Origin of the sequence: Micromonospora vulcania, assembly GCF_042658605.1 — a bacterium.
Classification (GTDB): Bacteria; Actinomycetota; Actinomycetes; order Mycobacteriales; family Micromonosporaceae; genus Micromonospora; species Micromonospora vulcania.
Window position 1 is genome coordinate 471699 of record NZ_JBHSQS010000002.1, and the last position, 18690, is coordinate 490388.

Below are 18690 nucleotides of genomic sequence, written 5' to 3' on the forward strand. Positions count from 1 at the left end.
CGGGTAGTACCAGAGCGTGCCGTCGGGCTTCGTCGCCAACACATCCGCGTGGCCATCACCACTCACATCCGAAACATCGGTCCCCCCGGGCGGAGCGGATTGGTCACCGCAGTTGTTGCTCTTTCGGGTAACGCTGTAATCCGAGTTGTCGTGGGTGATCCCCGACCGTACGCCGTTGAACCACGACTCGATCTTGGCGCCGTCGCGCTGCTGCTCGAAGTGCAGGTGCGGGCCACTCGACTTGCCAGTGCTGCCAACCTTGCCCAACTGCTGACCGATCGTGACCCTCTGGCCAACCGTCACCATCGGTGGTTCCACCATGTGCAGGTAGAGGGTCTGCCAGCCCGACCCATGATCGATCTTCACGTAGTAGCCGCCACCGGTTCCCGGCGGACCGTTCGGGTTCGACGGCGTCCGCCCGCCAAGCGTGCCGTCGATGCCGGACCTGATAACCGTGCCCCCGTAGGATGCGAGGATCGGCCGATACCATGCCTCGCCCCTTGTTGGCGTCATGTCGATGTCGTAGTCGTCGTGACCTTCATAGGTGGCCAGCCGCCAGGTCTCCTGACAGGTGACTGGCAGCTGGAACAGGGGCCGCGGGCCGGCTGCGGTCGCCGGGCTGGCAACAACCACGGTGAACCCGGCACCGGCCGTCACGGCCGAGACGGCTACCGCGGCGAGGCGGCGATGAAGCGGTAGAGCCATGTCACTCCCTCGAACTCCTGACTCCGCCGGCCAGGCGAACTCCTGAACGGCGGAATCAGGGTGCCGCTCCCCGCACACGTCGCGGCGACGCCGCGAAGCCCGTAGGAAAGCCGTACCGGAGAGGCCGCCCACGAGTCGCCTGGGGGACCGGTCGTTGCTCGGCGAGTAGCGATCAAGGCCGATGAGGCGCATTTTAGTACGCTTTGCGAAGTTGGGATCATGAGCACTTGGAACACCGCTATCCTGACCGGTACGTCAGAAATGCAGGAAAGCGTTATACGGGGAGCGCCGAATGGACTTTGCCGACGTATTACGGCAGCATCGCCAGGCTGTCAATTTGAGCCAGCAGGAACTTAGTAAGAAAGCCGGACTCAGTGTCGCCACAATTCGTGATCTGGAACAGCGACGCACCCGGCATCCGCATCCGAGGTCGGTCCGAGCACTTGTCGAGGCACTGCGTCTCACCGGTCAGCAGGCGGCTAGCTTTCAGGAGAGAACTCGTTCAATTCAACCCAGCCGCCTCGACCCGGCAATTCCAGATCCTGAATTGGCGACGTCCTCAGCAACGCCGATCAGGATCGAGGTGCTCGGTCCGCTTGTTCTGAAACGGGGCGCAGCCCTTGTCAGCCTTCAATCCGAAGGGGCGCGGACCGTGGTTGGTCGGCTTGCGCTCAGCCCGGACCGCACCGTCCCGCGCGATCAGCTGATCGATCTTCTTTGGGGAGACCGCCCGCCGCCGGGAGCTGTCCGGCTCCTGCAAGCCTACGTAACGCGCGCCCGGCAGGTCCTCGAACCACTGCGACCGCCGCGCGAGCAGTCAAAAATCCTCATGCTCGTGCCCGGTGGATATCGCCTATCCTCAGCTCCCGGCCAGATTGACGTCGCACAATTTCGGCAACTCGTGCAGGAATCCGCTGACCCCGCTGACCCGACACGGGCGCTGACCCTGATCGAGACCGCTCTCGAACTGTGGCGGGACGACCCACTCTCCGACGTCCCACGGCTCCACGGCCATCCGCTGGTTTCCCGACTGGTCGAGGAAAAGATCGCCGCAACCTTGCTGTTCGCTCGAATCTGTGCAGCCCAGGACGCCCACCAGCGCGCCTTGCCGTTGCTGCGGGCCTTGTCCGAAAGCCACACCCTGCACGAACCCGTGCACCTCCGGCTGATCGCGGCGTTGGCCGAGACCGGTCACCAAGCCGAGGCACTGGCCGCGTATGGCAAGATCCGGGGGAGGCTGGCAGACGATCTGGGCATCGATCCCGGGCCAGAGCTCATCGAGCTGCATCAGCGCGTGCTTCGCCAGGAGGTGGTCCTTTCGCGGCCTGCCGGGGTGCCGCCAGCGCAATCGGCCGTCGAGAGGACCGGTCCCGTGCGGGGCGTGACCGCTCCGCCCCCTCAAGAGTTGCCCGCCGCTTCGGCATGCTTCATCGGTCGGTCGGCCGCGCTGGCGAAACTGAACAGCATCCTGCCGAGCAGCGACGGATTCGCACCAGCAGTGGCCATCGCGGCGATTGTTGGCACTGCTGGTGTGGGTAAGACGGCACTCGCAACACACTGGGCGCTCAAGGTCGTGGACCATTTCCCCGACGGACAACTGTACGTCGATCTGCACGGATATTCCACGGAGCCGCCTATGCAACCGATCGAGGTGCTCGGCGCCCTCCTCCGTTCGCTAGGAATTCGCCCGGACGCGATACCAGCAGACACTGACCGAGCAGCCGCGATGTATCGATCGATATTGGCCAGTCGGCGGGTGCTCGTCGTGCTGGACAATGCCCGCTCGGTGGAGCAGCTGCGTCCGTTGATTCCAGGCGGTGCTGGTTGCCTCGTCCTCGCCACCAGCCGCGATCGACTTACCGGGTTGGTGGCGCGCGAGGGAGCTCATCGCGTCTCGCTAGACGTCCTCACGCCGTATGAATCGCGTCGGCTGCTCAGTCACATGCTCAACGAACAGCGGGTGCTGGCGGAACCGGATGCCGCAGACCAGCTTGCCAATATCTGCGCTCATCTCCCGCTGGCGCTCCGCATCGCGGCGGCATACCTCGCAGACCATCGGCGACAGTCCATTGCCGACTACGTCAGTCTGCTGCAGGTGCCCGATCGACTCGCCACCTTAGGGGTCACGGATGACGCGGGTTCGGCGGTTAGGATCGCCTTCGACCTGTCGTATGCTGCGATTCCCCGCCAATCGCAGCGACTCTTCCAACTGCTCGGTCTAGTTCCCGGCCGGACCTACACGCCGAATGCCGCAGCCGCGCTCTACGGCACCACACAAGCCCACGCAGAACGAATGCTGGATCAGCTCGCGGCGGCCCATCTGGTGGAGGAGTGCGCGCCCGGTCGCTACACTTTCCACGGCCTGCTCCGGCACTACGCACACGAGCGCGCTACCTTATTGGGCGGGGTCGGCGAGACCAGGGCCTTGAACGGTCTACTCAACTGGTATGTGCACGGGGTGGGTGTGGCTGCCAAAATACTCTACCCGCAGCTGCTTCGCCCGGCGGAGCCAACGAATACCTCTATCATCCCGTCGCTTGTTCTTGAAGGCAAAGCCGAGGCTCTGGCGTGGCTGGACGATGAGTGGAATAACCTCCGAGCGGCCATTCAATGCGCCGCAGACCGGGGTAGATGGACGACGGTATGGCTACTAGCCGACGGACTTCGCGGCTATCTGTGGCAGCGGGTCGGTCCGACTAGCTGGCTAAGGGTGTCGCAAATGGGGCTGGCGGCCGCCAAGCATTCGAAGGATCCGGCGGCCGAGGCGGCGATGAACATGAGTCTAGGGCAGGTCTATTGCGTTCTTGGCGGTTCCCGAGCTGCCATCGAACACACCACTCTGGCGATGAGGATCAGCTCTCGGCTCGCCTGGTCGACACGCCGCGTGAGTGCCATTACGAATCTCGGCATAATCTATTCCGAATTTGGGCAGGCGGAGGCCTCGGCAAGACTCCACCGACGAGCTGTAAGGCATTGGCGACGGCAAGGACGGAGGTTGCAGGAGGCTGTCTCTCTGAACAATTTAGGTACAAGTTACCGGTTGATGGGGCGACTTGGGCAGGCCGTGGAGACTCTCGATAGAGGGCTGAGCCTGCTTGAGGAGAACGCACAGACGGGAGCGGCGCGGGCCGCCTTGCTCGAGTCGCTCGGGAGTACCTACCATGATCTCGGCCAGAATCAAAGGGCCTTGGTCGCGTTGTCGCGGTCGCTGACTATTTCACGTGAGTACGGCTACTTGAGACGAGAACTGAACGCTCTCATCGGGATCACCACTATTCGCGTGGCCGGGGGTGATCTTCAGATGGCAGCCAAGCTGGTGGGGGAGGTCGAAATTTTGTTCCAACAGGTGAGGGGGAGTTGTAATGATGGCGAATTCCTCAGCCTGATGGCCGCGCTTAGTGCAGCAGAGGGTGACCAGGAGAAGGCGATTCGCTGCTACGAACGTGCGCTGTCGTTCCGGCCCGCCCTGCGAGCCCATCCGCGGATCGTGGCCAAGCTGGGATTGGCCACCAGTTACGCGCGACTCGGGCATTCGACCGCCGCGAACAGTCACGCCGCCGGAGCCTTGGCGCTTGCCGATCGGAACCGGTACGCGATCCTGAAAGGACTGGCGTTAACCGCTCTCGCCGAGGCTCAGTTGTCCAGCGGCGAGCACGAGGAGGCCAAGGCGTACGCGATTCGCGCGGGTAACAGTCACCGCCGTACTGGGCATCTTCCTGGTGAGGAGCGTGCCCTGTCCGTACTGGCCCGAGTCTCCGCGAGCGGCGACCATCCCTGAGTGTTCGTCGGGATGCATATCCGCGCAATCGGCGGATACGGCGACGCCCGGGGTGTGGATCACCCCGGGCGCCGCTGCGGGTCAGCGGGTCGACGGCACCGTGGCGAACTCGCCGGCTAGCTCCGACTCGACGATCGTCGCGGTGGACGGCCGGCGACCGGCCGACGCCCGCCGGGCGGCCGGGACGGCGAACGACGCGAGCGTGGCCGCGATGGCGATGCCGGTGAGGACCAGAAAGCCCATCGTGAACCCGGCCTCCCGGGGCAGTCCGTTGGCCTGCGGGTTCGCGGTGATCACGCCGCTGACCACGGCGGCGCCGATGGCACCACCGATGGTGCGGATGTTGGCGTTCATACCGGTCGCCACGCCGGTCTGGCTGGCCGGCACGCTGCCCACGATCAGGTTGGCCATCGAGGCGAAGGCCAGCCCGATGCCGAGACCGGCCAGGCCGCCGGCCACGGCGACCTCCCAGCGGGTGTCGTGCGCGGTGGCCAGCATCAGGGAGGCGGCCACGTTGAACGCGGCGCCGGTGGTGAGCTGAGCCTTGGCGCTGAAGCTGGCCTGGAGTCGGCCGGCGACCAGGCCGGCGACGAACATCGCGACCAGCATCGGCAGCATGAGCAGGCCCGCCTCGCTGATGCTGGCGCCGAAGCCGTAGCCGGCGGCGGGCGGAGCCTGCGCGAACTGCGGCAGGAACGCGTACACGGAGAACATCGACGCGCCGTAGAGCAGCGCGACCAGGTTGGTGGTCCAGACGCCGGGCAGGCGCATCATCCGCATGTCGATCAGCGGGTTGTCCGAGCGCAGTTCGGCGACCAGCCAGCCGACCAGCAGCACCACGGCGAGCGCCAGCAGGCCGAGCACCCGGCCGGAGGTCCAGCCCCAGGCCGCGCCCTGGCTGATCGGCAGCAGCAGCGCGACCAGCCAGCCGGAGAGCAGCAGGGTGGCCCGCCAGTCGATCCGACCGGGGGTACGAACCGGCGACTCGGGCACGAACAGGTAAGCGGCGACGGCGGTCAGCCCGACCACGACCATCGGAATCCAGAACAGCCACCGGTAGTCCAGCGCGGCGACGATCGGGCCGGCCAGCACGACGCCCAGGCCACCGCCGGCGGCGACGATCGCCGAGATGGCGGCGACCGCGGACGATACCCGCGCGGCGGGGAACTCGTCGCGGACGATGCCGAACGACAGCGGGAAGACCGCGCCGCCGATGCCCTGCACCACCCGGGCGATGATCAGAACGCCGATGCTCGGCGCGATGGCGGCCAGCAGACAGCCGATGGCCAGCGCGGCGAGCGAGACGACGAGCATCCGACCCTTGCCGACCATGTCGCCGACCCGGCCGAGGATCGGCGTGAAGATCGACGCGGAGAGCAGATAGGCGGTCAGGACCCAGGTCACGGTGTTCTGGGAGGTGTGCATGTCGTGCTGGATGGTCGGCAGCACCGGGGTGATCAGCGACTGGAGCATCGAGAAGAACCCGGCGCCGGCCGCGAGCACGGTGAAGGTGAGCCGACGCGAGCCGCGTCGGGAGGGCAGTGCCATGAGAGAAAACTCCCCTGATTGGTACGGAAGGAGGTTTGTCACCCGTCGTGCGGGGCGGGCGGGCCGTCGGGATCCGGGTCGGGCGGCCACGCGGATCGTGCCGGTCCCGAGGTAAGCTAACCGGAGGCAAGGCTCCGGACATTCCGGAGGGGTGCCTCCATTAAGCTAGCGGAGGGTTGCCTCCGGTTGCAACCAAGGTGAGGTGACGTACGTCATGACCAGCGCGGGTCAGGCGCCTGAGGTCTTCGCACGGCGGCCCAAGCGGGCCGACGCCCGGCGCAACTACGACTCGCTCGTCGCCGCCGCTCGCGAGGCGTTCGCCGAGAGCGGCGCGGCGGCCTCGTTGGAGGAGGTGGCCCGCCGGGCCGGGGTCGGCATCGGCACCCTCTACCGGAACTTCGCCAACCGTCAGGAGCTGTTCGAGGCCGTCTACGTCGAGGAGGTCCGGGCGCTCAGCCTGACCGCCGCCGACCTGGCCGACCTGCCCCCGTGGGACGCCCTGGTCGCCTGGCTGCACCGCTTCGTCGCGTACGTGGCCACCAAGCGGGCGCTGGCCGAGGAGTTGCTGCGCGACTCGGCGATCTTCCAGAACTGCCGGACAGAGATCTACGTCGCCGGTGAGCCGATGCTGCGCCGCGCGCAGGAAGCCGGCGCCGTCCGCGCCGACGTCGACTTCGACGACGTGGTACGGCTGCTCAGTGGCCTCACGATGGCCCAGTTCCCGTCGCCCGAGCAGCGGGACCGGGTGCTCGGCGTCGCCCTGGACGGCCTGCGCCCGCTCGCCGGGAAGGGCTGACCGCTCAGCGGTCGACGAGCAGCAGCCACTCGTCGTCGAGCCGTTCGACCACCGTTCCCGCCGGCCAGAGGTGCCCGCCGTCGGCCGTCGCCCGGGCCTGGTCCACCAGCGGTGGCTGGCCGAACCGCGCGCCGTCGAAGCTGGCCCCACCCTCGAACCGGGCCCGGCCGAAGTTCGCCGGACCGTGGAACTGAGCCTGGTCGAAGACCGACTCCGCGCCGAACATCGTCCAGCGGAACAGGGCCAGGTCCGCGAACCGGGTGGAGTGGAAGCCGGCGGGACCGCCGAACTCGGTGTGCTCCATCGACAGGCCGCCGTGAAAGACGGCCTCCTGGAACGTCGCGGTGTCCTCGAAGCGGGTCGCGTCGAAGCTGGTCGGCTGGTGGAACGCCGCCCGGCGAAATGACGTCGGGCCGGCGAAGCTCGCCCGCTGGCAGGACAGGCCGGCGGTGAACTCGGCCCGGTCGAAGCTGGCCTGGCCGCGGAACCGGGCACCGTCCAGCACGACCGCGGCCTCGGCCGCCAGATCGTCGAAGACCACGTCGTCGAAGACCGCCGCCCCGAGGGCGAGCCGCCCCCGGGCGGTCGTACCGGCGAAGCTGGTCACGCCGGTGAACACCGCCCCGGTGAGGTCAGCGTCGGTCAGCGTGCAGCCGGTGACGTCGAAGTCGACCAGCCGGGCGCCGGTCAGGTCGAGCACCACCTGCGGCCAGTACGCCGAGTCGTCGTCCGCGCGCAGGTGCCGGGTGAGCACCCGCTGCGCGGTGCGCCGGACCTCGGTCTCGCGCGGCTCGTCGTCCGGCGCCGGCATCCGCAGGTACGCGCAGAGCACCGCCACGATCGTCGGCCGCTGGGCCGGATTGTCCTGGCCGAGGCGCTCCAACGCGTGCAGCCCACCGAGGCGTACCGCCGCGCTGTCGTCGCCGAGCAGCTCGACGCCCCGGGTGTAGAGCTCGGTCAACCGGCGCTCGGCCGCGTCGTGCTCGGCCGCGCCGGACTGCCGGTCCTGGTGCCGCTGCGCGGCCTCGGCCACCGATTCGGCGTGCGCCTGCACCCGGTCGCGGTGCGCCTGGTCCCGAGCGGCGACGCTCTCCTGGTGCCGCTGCGCGCGCTCGGTGATCCACTGACGGCGGGCGGCCAACAGCAGCGCCAACGCGCCGCCGGTGCCGGCGACCACGGTCAGGCCGGTGCGGATCGCGTCGATGCGCAGCGTGGCCCGGGTGTCCGGTTGGCTGGCCCGGTCGGCCTCGGTGAGCAGCAGGTCCAGCACCAGCCAGCCGAGGGCGGCGGCGAGCAGCAGGCCGCCCAGGACCAGCCACCACGGCATCACCCGCAGCCGGTGTTCGGTGGGTTCGTCGGCGGCCACGGCCACAGCATGCCATCCGCCGTCCCGCGCCGGGGTGCGCCGGTCGGGGTCGGGTGTCCGGTGTGGAGTGATCCGGGATGCCGGTTTGTACCCCCAGCGGAACAACGGGTTACCGGCGCGTAACAAGTCATTGACGTTTCCAAATTGTTGCGGGCATCATCGGCGCACGGTCGACCGGACACCCCCACCCACCTGCCCGGTTCGCCGGGTGCCTCCCACCGGAGGTGCAGCCATGCTGCTCCGAAAGACCGTCCTCGTCCTGGCCCTCGCCACCGCCGCCGTGCTCACCTCCACCGCCACGGCGAACGCCGCCCCTGCCGAGCCCGCGGCCCCCGCCACGGCGGCCCCGGTCCGCGCGACCGCGGCGGCCAACCCCGTCATCGTGGTCGGCGGGCTCAGCGGTGTCGCCGTCGCGTACGAGCCGATCGCCGCCCGGCTGCGCGCCGACGGGTACCGCACCTTCATCTACCAGCTGCCCGGCCTCGGCCTCGGTGACATCCCCACCTCGGCCCGTGCCCTCGCCACCTACGTCAACCAGGTACGCGCCAGCACCGGCGCCGCCACCGTGGACGTGGTCGCCCACTCCGAGGGTGGCCTGGTCTCCCGCTACTTCCTCAAGCGGCTCGGTGGCACCGCCGCCATCGGCCGGTACGTCAGCCTGGGCACCCCGCAGTACGGCACCTACGTGGCCAACATCGTGGCGTTCCTGGGCCTCGGCAGTTGCGCGGGCATCGTGGCCTGCCAGCAGATGACCATCGGATCGGCGTTCCTCGCCGACCTCAACGACGGTGACGACACACCGGGCGCGGTGCGCTACACCACCATCCGGACCCTGCAGGACGAGTTGGTCCGACCGACCGGGAACGCCGCCGTCAACGACGGCGCGACGAACGTGCTGATCCAGGCGTACTGCCCGCTGCGGGTGGTCGGGCACCTCGGTCTGGTGCTCGACGGCACCGCGTACACCATCGTGCGTGGCGCCCTGGCCGACGGCCCGGTGCGACCCAACTGCCTCGCGCTCTGACCGGTCCGCGTGGGGTGGTCCCGACCGGGACCACCCCGCGCGGCAGCACGACCGTGGGTGTCGGTTGGGCAACGGTCCGGTGAACCGGTGTGGCAGACATCCGATGTGCTCGATAGCCTGCTCCGGCCGTCCACTCCCGACAGTGGACGTGGCCCCGCGAAGGAGTAGCGCGCCATGACCGAGCCGCACGCCGTGCCGCCCGAGAGCACTCCACCCACCGTGCCGCAGCTCGACGTCCGGGCCGCCGAACCGCCGGCCGACCACACGCCGCCGCCCACCGGCGGCCTCGCCGACCGGCCACCCGGCTACCCCAGTGCGTTGGTCTGGCTGCGCGCCGGGATCCTGCGGGACTGGCGGGGCGTGCTCGGCGCCTTCGTCGCCACCTGGCTCTACCTGCCGATCGCGCTGCTCCTGGCGTTCTGGGGCGGCCTCACCTTCGCCGCCGCCGGGCTCTTCGCCGGCGGGTTGGGCACCGACGACCAGGCGCCGTCGGTGCTGCGCGACGCGCCGCTGATCGGCCCGCTGCTGGAGGCGTTCCTGACCCGCTCCGGCGGTGTGCTCGGGGGTGTTCTCGGCTTCGCCGTCGGGTTCCTGATCGGCTTCCTCGCCGTGCTGGTGCTGCCCTGGGTGGGCACCGCCGACGAGCCCTTCGCGCTGGTTACCGGCCTGCTCGGCACGGTCGTCGCGGCGGCGCTGATCGGGGTGCTCTACACGCTCTACCGGGTGCTGCTGGAACCGCGCCTGCTGGTGGTCTCCGGCGCCCGCCAACCCAGCCGCCGCGAGTACGCGCGGCTGCGCCCGGTGCTGGACGACTGCGCCCGACGGCTCGGCCTGCCCACCGTTCCGCGACTGCTCATGGAGGACGACCCGGTCCTGAGCAACGCCCGCACGTACGCGCGGCACGTGGTGGTCACCACCGCCGTGCTGACCGAGCCGGACGACGAGGTCGCCGCGCTGCTGAGCCACGAGCTGGTGCACTGGCGTACCGGGGACGAGATCACCAGCGCCTTCGTCCGCGGTGTCGGCCTGCCGCTGACCCTCGCGCACGCTCTGCCGACCTGGTTGATGCGTACCTTCCCGCACCCGGCCACCAACTTCGTGGTCTTCCTGTTCTTCTGGCCGGTGCTGCTCACCATGCGATACGTGGTGCTGCCGCTGCACGCCCGCGACGTGCGGGCCGCGGAGTACCGGGCCGACCTCGGCGCGGTGGTGACCGGGCACGTCGAGGGGTTGCGGCGGATCCTGGAACGGCGGCTGTCCTTCGAGAGTGGCCGCAGTGGCTGGGACGAGGCGGTCTGTGCCACCCATCCACCGCACGAACTCCGGCTCGACGCGCTGGACCGGGCGTCGGTGGCCGGTGTGCCCGCCGGGGTGAGCGAGCCGGGCCCGGTCACCGCCGAGCGGCTGTTCGGCCGGTCCGGTCCGGTCGGCAGCCGGCGCACCTGGCTGCTCGTGGGCGCCCTCCTGCTGGTCGCCTGCGTCGGCACCGGTGGGCTCGGCATCGTGCAGTGGGCGTTCTTCCGCCCCCAGGCGGCGGTGGGCGGATACTTCGCCGCGCTCGCCGACCGGGACAGCGACGCCGCACTCGGCTTCCTGACCGAGCAGGATCGGGCCACGGTGACCGATCGCAGACTGCTCGCCCAACTGCTGCGCGGCGAGGGCTACAAACCACCGACCGACGTCGAGATCAGCAGGCTGGAGCGTGACGGTGACGACGCCACCGCCGAGGTGGCGTACCGGCTGGCCGGCGAGCGGCGGACCACCACCGTTACCCTGCACCGCGACGACGAGGCCACCGCCGGGCTGTTCCATGGCTGGCAGGTGCTCGGCGGGCTGATCCCGCTCAACGTCGGGGTCGCCGGGCCGGGGGTGCGGCTCAACGGGGTGGAGCTGCCGGGAGCCACCGAGGGCCCCGCGCTGGTGCTGCTGCCGGGCGCGTACACCGCCACCGGTTCGTCCAGCGCGCTCAGCGAGGCGCCGACCGAGACCGTGCCGGTCGGCCCGGGGCAGAGCGAGGCCACCCTGGGGCTGGTTCCGGTGCTCAAGCCGGCGGCGGTGGCGGCGGTCGAGGCCCGCGTACGGACCTGGTTGGACGAGTGCGCCAAGCAGACCGTCGCCGCGCCGCCGGGCTGCCCGTTCCGCTACTACGGTGGTGGCGCTCAGAAGGTCACCTGGAAGATCCTCGAGTACCCGAAGCTCGCCGTCGAGCTGACCGGCCCGGCCACCGCCCAGGTCGGCACGCCGTTCGAGACCCAGGGCAGGGTGCAGGTCAGCGGCACCACCACCTACTTCGGCGGCAGTTCACCGTTCAGCGAGGAGGATGAGTTCACCGTCGCTGGCGTGGCCACCGCCGACGGGGACACGGTCGCCTTCCGCGCCGTCGCCAACTGACCGGGAGAGACCGTGACCGACAGCGACGCCCAGGCCCGACTGCCCGTCCGACTGACCATCAACCCCCGCCACCCCCAGCCGCCGCCGGTCGCCCTGCTCGACTGGATCCACCGCAGCCCGCAGTACCGGCCGGTGGTCCGTCGGGCCGGTGGCGGCGGGGGACGGCCGGGCTTCAGCGACGCCGTGATCATCGCGGTGCTGGCCCAGGGCCTGCTGCCGGGCCTGTTCAACCTGTTGCAGTCCTGGGTGGATCAGCAGCGCACCGAGGCCAGCATCCGGATCCAGGCCGGGGATGCCGAGGTGGAACTCCAGGTGACCGGGCGTACCGACTCGGCCCGGCTGCTGGCCCAGGCCACCGAGGCGCTGCGCGCCGCCCAAGCCACCGAGGCCCAGGCCACCGAGGCCGAGGGACCGCGGCCGGGCGGCACGCCGGAGCCGGGGCCGGGCGCCACCGACTGAACCGGTGGCGCCCGCCTGAACCGGTCAGGCCGCCTTGGCCAGTGCCTCGAACTCGTCGTCGGTGAGCTGCACCTGCGCCGCGGCCACGTTCTCCTCCAGGTGCGCGACGGAGGACGTACCCGGGATCGGCAGCATCACCGGCGACCGGCGCAGCAGCCAGGCCAGCGCGAGCTGCGCGGGCGTCGCGCTGTGGGTGGCGGCGATCGTGTCCAGCGGGCCGCCCGGGCGGGCCAGCTCACCGGTGGCGATCGGGAACCACGGGATGAACGCGAGGTCGTTGCGCTCGCAGTACTCCAACACGTCCTCGGCGTTGCGGTTGGCGAGGTTGTACAGGTTCTGCACCGAGGTGATCGAGGTGATCGCGCGGGACTCCTCGATCTGCGAGACGCTCACCTCGGACAGCCCGATGTGCCGGATCTTGCCCTCCTGCTGCAACAGCGCCAGCTCACCCAGCTGATCGGCGAGCGGCACCTTCGGGTCGATCCGGTGCAGCTGGTAGAGCGGGATGCTGTCCAGGCCGAGGTGACGCAGGCTCAGCTCACACTGCTGCCGCAGGTACTCCGGTCGGCCGACCGCGCGCCAGTCACCCGGGCCGGACCGGGTGAACCCACCCTTGGTCGCGATGACCAGGTCGTCGGCGTACGGGTGCAGGGCCTCGCGGATCAGCAGCTCGGAGACGAACGGGCCGTACGAGTCGGCGGTGTCGATGAACGTCACGCCCAGCTCGACCGCCCGGCGCAGCACCCGGACCGCCTCGGCCGGATCCTTCGGGTCACCCCAGACGCCGGGCCCGGTGAGCTGCATCGCTCCGTAGCCGAGCCGGTCGACGGTGAGGTCGCCTCCGATCCGGTAGGTACCGGAGGCCTTCGCGGGTTGCTTGCTGGCATCGGTCGTCATGCGCGGATCCCCAATCGTGTCGTCGCGGCGGAGGTGAGAACTCCGCCACCTGTTGATCATGCCCCGGAAGTCGGCCGGCGTACCACGAATGGGCCGCGACACGGCAACTCCCCGGACGGAACTGCTGGCGTCCGCCCGGCCCGGTCTGCTACCCCTGATCGAAGCCGGTGCGACCGGTCGGGGGAGGCGCGATGTGGCGACGATCTAAGTCCGACCCGGTGGACCGGCTGCGGGAACGGCTGAACCGGTTCGGCACCACCCAGGCACCTCGGGAGGTGCTCGACTCCGGCGCGCTCCGCGACGCCGACGCCGTCCTGGAGGTGGTGGCGGGCGCACCCCAGCCAGGGCCGCTGCCCGAGCGGGTCGCCGAGGGCATCTTCCTTCTCGCCTGCCTGCACTGGTACCGCTACCAACTGCTGCCCTCCGGCGAGGACGCCGACGACCTTCGCAAGGCGGTCACCCTCAGCGAGACCCTGCTGCACCTCGCACCGCAGCTCGTACCGCCGTCGCTGCTGGCCATGCTGCAGGCCCACCGGCCACCGCCGGAGCGCGGTCGGGTACCCGGCCCCCGGGCCGCCAGTGGGCCGGCGTCCGCGGCCGCTGGCGGTCGGGGCGGGCGTACGCCCGGGGCGGCCGACCCCGAGGCCGGCGCTCTGTTCCTGGAGGCCGTCATGCTGATGGGCGCCGCCGAGCGCAGTCGCGACTACCGGGCGGCGGACCGGGCGGAGTCGCTGCTGCGGCGGGCGGTGGCCGGTGCGCCGCCCGGTACGGCGGAGCGCCTGCACTACCTGTCCGCGCTCGGCAAGGTGCACCGCGACCAGTACCAGCACCTCGGCCGGCGGCAGGCCCTGCCGCCCGCCATCAAGGCGCACCGGGAGAGCCTGGAGTCCACCCCGGTCGGCGACTCGGAACGGCCGGTCCGGCTGTTCAACCTCGGCAACGTGGTCGGCGACCGGTACGACGTCGACAGCGCCCCTGCGGACCTGGACGAGTCGATCACACTGCTGCGCGACGCCGCCCGGGCCGCCGGAGCCAGCCCCGCGCTGCGGGTGATGGCACGGGTGAACCTCGGGCAGCGGCTGCGCGACCGGTGGCGGCTGCGGGACCGCCCACGCGACCTCGACGAGGCGGTCGACGTGTTCGCCGCCGCCCGGTCCGGCGGCGATCCCCGGGCCGCCGCACTGCACGGCACCGCGCTCGCCGAACGTTTCCTGCGCGACGAGGTGCCCGCCGACCTGGACGCGGCGATCGAGGCGTACCGGTCGGCGTTGACCGGGTTCGGCGGGCTCGACCCGGAGTTGTCCGGGACCGCGCAGGCCGGGCTCGCCACCCTGCTCGCCGAGCGGCACCAGGCCGATGGCGTCCCCGCCGACCTCGACGCGGCGATCGAGGCGTACCGGGTGGCGGGGACCGGTGCCGGGCCGGCGTACGGCGGGATGGACCGGGACGAGGTACGCCACACGGTGGGCCGCCTGCTGGTGACCCGCTACCAGCAGCGGCGACGGGCCGATGACATCACCGAGGCGGTGAAACTCCTGCGCGGCGGCGTCGCTGCGGCCCGGGAGCCGGCCCAGCGGGCCCGCCGGCTCGCCGACCTCGGCTCCGCGCTGTCCTGGGGCCGCACCGACCTGGGCGGGGTGACCGCGCTCCGGGCCGCCCGGGCCGCCCTGGCCGAGGCGGAGCAACTGCTGCCCGGTGGCGATCGGTTGCGCTACCAGGTGCTCAACAACCTGGGCAACATCCTGCGCGAGCTGTCCGACCTGGCGGGGGAGCCGGCGTTGCTGGAGCAGGCCGCCCTGGCGGCGCGGGCCGCTGTCGCCGCGGCGGAGGCGGACCCGGAGGCACTGCCGCTGTACCGGTCGAACCTGGGCCTGGTGCTGGCGGCTGTGTTCGGCGTGACCCAGGACCTGGCGACCCTGACCGAGGCGATCCAGGTGCTGGCACTGGTGACCGAGTCCACGCCGCCCGGGCACCCGGACCGGCTGCCGGCGCTGACCAATTACGGCTCCGCGTTGAACCGCCGGGTGGAGCTCTTCCTGGACCACGCGCTGCCGGTCGACAGCGCATCCGTCGACCGCGTCGCGGCCAGCGTCGCGAGAGACGCCGAGGTGGCCGTGACCGCTCTGCGTGAGGCGGCCGAGCTGGCCGAGGAGGAGGCCGACCCGGACGAGTACGTCGAGACGCTCAGCACCCTCGCCCTGGCCTACCTGCTGCGACACCGTCTGCACGACGACCCGGCAGCGCTTAACGAGGGGGTGCGGCTGTTCCAGCGGCTCAGTGAGCGCCAGCCGGCGGTCGACGGGGAGCTGCACCGGCTCCTCACCAACCTGGGCACGGCGCTCCTGCTGCGGTTCCGGGCCGGCCACGACGAAGTCGACGCGGCCGCCATGCTGGCCGCCTACCGGGGTGCGGTCGACGCGCTGCCCGCCGAGCATCCCGCCCGGACCATGTGCCTGAGCAACCTGGCCACCGCCCTGGAGGCGGTCGACGCCCCGGCCGAGGCGACCGCCGTGCTGCGCGCCGCCGCCGCGGTGGAGTCCGCGCCGTCGTTGCTGCGGGCGAACGCGGCCAGCCGGTACGCGGAACTCGCCGCCGAGGCCGGTGACCTGCCGACCGCGCTCGACGGGTACGCCACCGCCATCGAGCTGATCGACCTGGTGGCCTGGCACGGCATGGATCCCGACGACCAGACCCGCCTGCTCGGATTGTTCCGCGGGCTGGCCAGCGACGCGGCGGCGGTCGCCATCGCCCTGGACCGGCCGCGACGTGCCGTTGAGCTGCTCGAATACGGCCGGGCCGTGCTGCTGACCCGGGCCCACGACGCGGGCACCGACCTGGCCGCGCTGCGGGCCAGGGCACCCCGCCTGGCGGATCGGCTCGCCGAGTTGCAGTCCGCCCTGGACGGCTTCGGCCTCCGGCAGCACGTCGGCGACGACCCGGTCCCCCTCGACGGTCAGGATCCGCCGGGCGGCCCGGAGCGGCGGTACGACCTCGCCGTACGACGCCGAGACCTGCTCGCCGAGATCCGCGACCGGCCAGACTTCGCCGACTTCCTACGCCCGCCTCCGTTCGCCGCCCTGGCCCGGTCGGCGGTCGGTGGCCCCGTGGTGCTGGTCAACGTGGCCGACCGGCGCTGCGACGCCCTGGTGGTCGCCGACGGGCAGGTCACCGTGGTGCCGTTGCCCGAGCTGACCATGGCCGACGTGGTCGCGCGAACGGTGGTCTTCCTGACCGCGATCGCGGTGCTCACCGGGGAGGCGACGCCGGACGGCCCGGAGGCGGCCCGGCAACGGCGTCGGGCCGCGGCGCGCACCGAGGTCGGCCAGACCCTGGACTGGCTGTGGCGGGCCGTCGCCGTACCGGTGCTCGACGCGGCTGTCCCGGCGCCGGAGGCCGACGCGGAGCTGCCCCGGTTGTGGTGGTGCCCGACCGGGCTGCTCACCCTGCTGCCGGTGCACGCGGCCGGTCCGCTCGGCGGCGGCGACGGGGTGCTGGACCGGGTGGTGTCGTCGTACACAGCCTCGCTGCGGGCGCTGGCGCACGCCCGGCGCGGCGTCTCGTCCCGGCCCGATCCGGTCGACTCGGCGCTGGTCGTCGGCATGCCGCAGACACCCGGCCGGACCGACCTGCCCGGCGTCGCCCGGGAGGAGGAGATCGTCCGCCGGCACCTGCCCCGGGTCCGTTCGCTGCTCGGCCCGGCGGCCACTCCGGCGGCCGTACTCGCCGCGCTGCCCGACCGGCCGGTGGTCCACCTGTCCTGTCACGGCACGCAGGACCTGCGCGCCCCGACCCGGGGACACCTCGCGCTGGCGGGCGGCCCGCTGCACGTCCGGGACCTGTGGCGGCCCGCCGGCAGCCCGGCCGCGCTGGCCGTCCTGTCCGCCTGCGAGACGGTACGCGGTGGAGCGGTCCTCCCGGACGAGGCGCTCACCCTCGGCACCGCGTTCCAGCTCGCCGGGTTCCGGCACGTCATCGGCGCGCTCTGGTCCATCTCGGACGCGTTGACCGTGCGGCTCTGCACCGACCTGTACGCGGGCCTGACGGTGCCCGGCGGGATCGCACCCGACCGGGCCGCGGTCGCCCTGCACCACGCCGTCCGCCAGCTCCGTGCCGCGCTGCCCGACCGGCCCGACGCCTGGGCGGGGTACGCCCACCTCGGCCCCTGACCCGGGGCCCGTGCCTACCGTTGGCTGACGGCAGCGACGGCGGCGGTCGGATCGGGCCGGGCGGGCGCGTACCAGGTCACGCCCACCGCGGCGACCAGCAGCACGGTGCAGAGCAGCACCAGCCGCACGCCGGTGCGCAGCATCCGGACCGCCGCCAGCGCCTCTTGATGATCTCCCAGGGGCGCCGGTGGGAGCGCCGCCACCGGGATGACCGCCAACGGGCCGTGCGCCGCGCGCAGCAGCGCCAGCGCCCCGCTCACGCCCGCGGCCAACGCGGCGAGCAGCAGGACGCCGACCAGCGCGCCCCAGCCGGGGGCCAGCGTGGTGACGTCGGTGCGGCCGCGGATCAGGCTGAACCCGACCAGTGCCACCAGCAGCCCGCCGAGCCCGTTGCGCCAGGCCACCGCCGCCGCGCGGACCCGATCCAACTCGCCGCGCAGCAACCCGGCCAGCTGCTGCGCGTGGCGCAGGTCGGCGACGGTCGCGGGCGGCCCGGGGCGGAGCCGGATCACGCCTCGACCTCCAGCCGCAGCGTCCAGTACGCGCCGCATCCGCGCAGTCCGTCGGGGCGCGCGGGGTGGTCGGCGTCGCACTCGCAGAGCACCGTCCGGTAGCCGAGGTCCGGGGCCGTCGCCGGCGCCACCCGCCGGTAGAGGTCGTCGACGAGGGTGTTGCTCATCGAGTGGTCACAGCGCGGGCACTGGCCGCTGAGCAGCACCGCGAAGCCGAGCTCCCGCACCGTGAAGCCGGCCGCGGCCCGCGCCGCGTACGCCTCGTCGGTCACCTCGGTGTACGGCAGCGGGCCGGCCGTCGGCTCGTCGTCGCCCATCTGGACCTCCCACCCTGCCCGCCGTCCGGACCGTCCACCGTAGCCGGTCGCGGCTCCCGGTCCCCTCGGCGTGTCGGCCGATCATCAGCGCCCGGCTGGCGCCGTTCCCACCTGGCGCGGCCGGGAGCCCGACCGGGGGCAGTTGCGGCGAGCGGCCGGTGCGGCTGCCGGCGGCGTGCGACGCTGAGCGCGTGCCGCAAACGTCGGCTCGGGCAGCCGGGCCGGTACGTCCCGGCGCGACGGCGGAGGGAGCACCCATGGCGGGAGTGCCGCAGGTCGACTTCGCGCTCGACACGTACGAGTGCATCGTGATCTATCCCGGCGCGGCCGGACGGGCCCTGCCTCCCGAGACCGTGCAGCGGTTGCAGGCCGAGCACACCGAGCACATGCAGGCGTTGCAGCGCAGCGGGATCATCCTGGTCGCCGGGTCGGTGGACGGGCCGGCCCGCAGCCCGGAGCCACCGATCGGCTTCGGGCTGGCCCGCACCGGCAGCGTCGACGACGTGCGCAGCGTGCTGGAGGCCGACCCGGCGGTGCAGGCCGGGCTCTACCGGATCGACGTGCTGACTTTTCTCTGCCCGGCCGGGTCGCTGGAGTTCCCGCTGGCCAAGACCGAGAGCTGACCGGTCGGTGCATCGGCGGCTGTCGTGATGGCGACGGTGGTCGAGCGCCCACCGGTGCTACGGTCGCGCCCACCGAGGACCACCGTCGGGGCGCACCCGGCGCCACCG

Annotated in this window: 13 protein-coding genes; 7 read left to right on the top strand and 6 right to left on the bottom strand. The window is 71.6% G+C overall.

The annotated features are described in order from the left end of the window. The coding region (locus ACFQGL_RS04775) for a M23 family metallopeptidase (protein ID WP_377505853.1) at positions 1-705 on the bottom strand (705 nt) is incomplete at its 3' end. 292 nt (positions 706-997) lie between these two features. Here ACFQGL_RS04775 and ACFQGL_RS04780 point away from each other — a divergent pair. Next, a complete protein-coding gene (locus ACFQGL_RS04780) occupies positions 998-4483 on the top strand; it encodes a BTAD domain-containing putative transcriptional regulator (RefSeq protein WP_377505856.1) in 3486 nt (1161 codons plus the stop codon). An 81-nt stretch (positions 4484-4564) separates the two neighbouring features. Here the strand turns inward: ACFQGL_RS04780 and ACFQGL_RS04785 are convergent, their stop codons facing one another. After that, complete coding sequence (locus ACFQGL_RS04785; RefSeq protein ID WP_377505859.1) at positions 4565-6031, bottom strand: MFS transporter; 1467 nt, start codon at positions 6029-6031, stop codon at positions 4565-4567. Between the two features lie 214 nt (positions 6032-6245). On the opposite strand from ACFQGL_RS04785, the gene ACFQGL_RS04790 reads away from it, so the two are divergent. Beyond that, positions 6246-6827 (top strand): TetR/AcrR family transcriptional regulator, encoded by a 582-nt coding sequence (locus tag ACFQGL_RS04790; protein ID WP_377505862.1) that lies wholly within the window; start codon positions 6246-6248, stop codon positions 6825-6827. Between the two features lie 4 nt (positions 6828-6831). Here the strand turns inward: ACFQGL_RS04790 and ACFQGL_RS04795 are convergent, their stop codons facing one another. Next, positions 6832-8193: a pentapeptide repeat-containing protein gene (locus ACFQGL_RS04795; RefSeq protein WP_377505866.1), complete on the bottom strand. Its 1362-nt coding sequence runs from the start codon at positions 8191-8193 to the stop codon at positions 6832-6834. A gap of 232 nt (positions 8194-8425) precedes the next feature. On the opposite strand from ACFQGL_RS04795, the gene ACFQGL_RS04800 reads away from it, so the two are divergent. The 3 genes from ACFQGL_RS04800 to ACFQGL_RS04810 all read left to right on the top strand — a co-directional run bounded on the left by ACFQGL_RS04800 (position 8426) and on the right by ACFQGL_RS04810 (position 12067). Next, positions 8426-9217 (top strand): esterase/lipase family protein, encoded by a 792-nt coding sequence (locus ACFQGL_RS04800; protein WP_377505869.1) that lies wholly within the window; start codon positions 8426-8428, stop codon positions 9215-9217. A gap of 174 nt (positions 9218-9391) precedes the next feature. After that, on the top strand, positions 9392-11608 hold the full coding sequence (locus ACFQGL_RS04805) for a M48 family metalloprotease (protein ID WP_377505873.1): 2217 nt from the start codon (positions 9392-9394) through the stop codon (positions 11606-11608). A 12-nt stretch (positions 11609-11620) separates the two neighbouring features. After that, positions 11621-12067 (top strand): effector-associated constant component EACC1, encoded by a 447-nt coding sequence (locus ACFQGL_RS04810; RefSeq protein ID WP_377505876.1) that lies wholly within the window; start codon positions 11621-11623, stop codon positions 12065-12067. Between the two features lie 24 nt (positions 12068-12091). Here ACFQGL_RS04810 and ACFQGL_RS04815 read toward each other — a convergent pair whose 3' ends face one another. Beyond that, on the bottom strand, positions 12092-12964 hold the full coding sequence (locus tag ACFQGL_RS04815; RefSeq protein WP_377505879.1) for an aldo/keto reductase: 873 nt from the start codon (positions 12962-12964) through the stop codon (positions 12092-12094). Positions 12965-13155: 191 nt separating this feature from the next. Here ACFQGL_RS04815 and ACFQGL_RS04820 point away from each other — a divergent pair, with 191 nt between their 5' ends. Beyond that, positions 13156-17130, top strand: coding sequence for a CHAT domain-containing protein (locus ACFQGL_RS04820; protein ID WP_377505882.1), 3975 nt, complete (start codon positions 13156-13158; stop codon positions 17128-17130). 14 nt (positions 17131-17144) lie between these two features. On the opposite strand, the gene ACFQGL_RS04825 is transcribed toward ACFQGL_RS04820, so the two are convergent. Beyond that, entirely contained in the window at positions 17145-17642 is a 498-nt protein-coding gene (locus ACFQGL_RS04825; RefSeq protein ID WP_377505885.1) for a hypothetical protein, read from the bottom strand. Then, positions 17639-17959: a hypothetical protein gene (locus ACFQGL_RS04830; RefSeq protein ID WP_377505888.1), complete on the bottom strand. Its 321-nt coding sequence runs from the start codon at positions 17957-17959 to the stop codon at positions 17639-17641. Before ACFQGL_RS04830 ends, ACFQGL_RS04825 begins: the two co-directional genes overlap by 4 nt. A gap of 257 nt (positions 17960-18216) precedes the next feature. On the opposite strand from ACFQGL_RS04830, the gene ACFQGL_RS04835 reads away from it, so the two are divergent. Then, positions 18217-18582 carry a YciI family protein gene (locus tag ACFQGL_RS04835; protein ID WP_377505891.1) on the top strand — a complete coding sequence of 122 codons (366 nt, stop codon included), beginning with the start codon at positions 18217-18219 and terminating at the stop codon, positions 18580-18582. The last annotated feature ends 108 nt before the right edge of the window (positions 18583-18690 follow it).

Excerpts from the sequence above, each read along its gene's own strand:
- ACFQGL_RS04830 (WP_377505888.1), bottom strand. The coding sequence starts at position 17,959 with ATGGGCGACGACGAGCCGACGGCCGGCCCGCTGCCGTACACCGAGGTG.
- ACFQGL_RS04785 (WP_377505859.1), bottom strand. The coding sequence starts at position 6,031 with ATGGCACTGCCCTCCCGACGCGGCTCGCGTCGGCTCACCTTCACCGTG.
- ACFQGL_RS04790 (WP_377505862.1), top strand. The coding sequence starts at position 6,246 with ATGACCAGCGCGGGTCAGGCGCCTGAGGTCTTCGCACGGCGGCCCAAG.
- ACFQGL_RS04805 (WP_377505873.1), top strand. The coding sequence starts at position 9,392 with ATGACCGAGCCGCACGCCGTGCCGCCCGAGAGCACTCCACCCACCGTG.
- ACFQGL_RS04820 (WP_377505882.1), top strand. The coding sequence starts at position 13,156 with ATGTGGCGACGATCTAAGTCCGACCCGGTGGACCGGCTGCGGGAACGG.
- ACFQGL_RS04835 (WP_377505891.1), top strand. The coding sequence starts at position 18,217 with ATGGCGGGAGTGCCGCAGGTCGACTTCGCGCTCGACACGTACGAGTGC.
- ACFQGL_RS04815 (WP_377505879.1), bottom strand. The coding sequence starts at position 12,964 with ATGACGACCGATGCCAGCAAGCAACCCGCGAAGGCCTCCGGTACCTAC.
- ACFQGL_RS04780 (WP_377505856.1), top strand. The coding sequence starts at position 998 with ATGGACTTTGCCGACGTATTACGGCAGCATCGCCAGGCTGTCAATTTG.
- ACFQGL_RS04800 (WP_377505869.1), top strand. The coding sequence starts at position 8,426 with ATGCTGCTCCGAAAGACCGTCCTCGTCCTGGCCCTCGCCACCGCCGCC.